Annotated in this window: 1 protein-coding gene; it reads right to left on the bottom strand. The window is 70.9% G+C overall.

The window, feature by feature from the left end; translation table 11 throughout:
• Positions 1-20: 20 nt before the first annotated feature.
• Positions 21-506 (bottom strand): CAP domain-containing protein, encoded by a 486-nt coding sequence (locus Aut01nite_RS43105; RefSeq protein ID WP_239124648.1) that lies wholly within the window; start codon positions 504-506, stop codon positions 21-23.
• Between the last annotated feature and the right edge of the window lie 105 nt (positions 507-611).

Here is a 611-nt window from a genome sequence, read left to right as displayed (position 1 = left end):
GGGGGCCTGGTTCGTTGTGGTCAGTAGCCGAAGTCCTGGGTGTAGTAGGGGGTGCCGGCGGTGTTGTGGACGACGCCGACGCCGACGGTCTTGGACTGGCAGTTGAGGATGTTCTTGCGGTGGCCGGGGCTGTTCATCCAGCCGGTGACGACGGCGCCGGCGGTGCGGTAGCCCCAGGCGATGTTCTCGGCGCTGGGCTTGGGGTAGCCGGCGGCCTTGGCGCGGGTGGTGAAGCTGGAGTTGTTGCGGCCGGTGTGGGAGAACGTGCCGGTCTGGCCCATCCAGGCGCTGTGGGTGCGGGCGGCGGCGGTGAGGGCGGCGCTGACCTGGAGGGTGGGGCAGCCGTGGGTGGTGCGCTGGATGTTGACGAGGCGGTTGATCTCGGTCTGCAGGGTCTGCTCGGAGGCCAGCGCGGCTTCGGCCGGGGACGCGATCATCGTGGCGCCGATGGCGGCGACCGGGGCGAGGAGGGCGGTCACGGCGAGGCGGCGGAGGAGCTGGCGCAAGAGCGAACCCTTTCGGAGGTGTGCTGCCCGCTGTCTGCGGGCTCACTGTTGACTTCGGCCCCCGCCCGGGCGCGATGATCGCTGATGGGGAGTGCGTGCGGTTCC

The sequence above is a fragment of the Actinoplanes utahensis genome, assembly GCF_016862455.1.
Taxonomy (GTDB): Bacteria; Actinomycetota; Actinomycetes; order Mycobacteriales; family Micromonosporaceae; genus Actinoplanes; species Actinoplanes utahensis.
The sequence above is the reverse complement of the archived record's forward strand: the minus strand, read 5'-3'. Positions and strand labels throughout refer to the sequence as shown.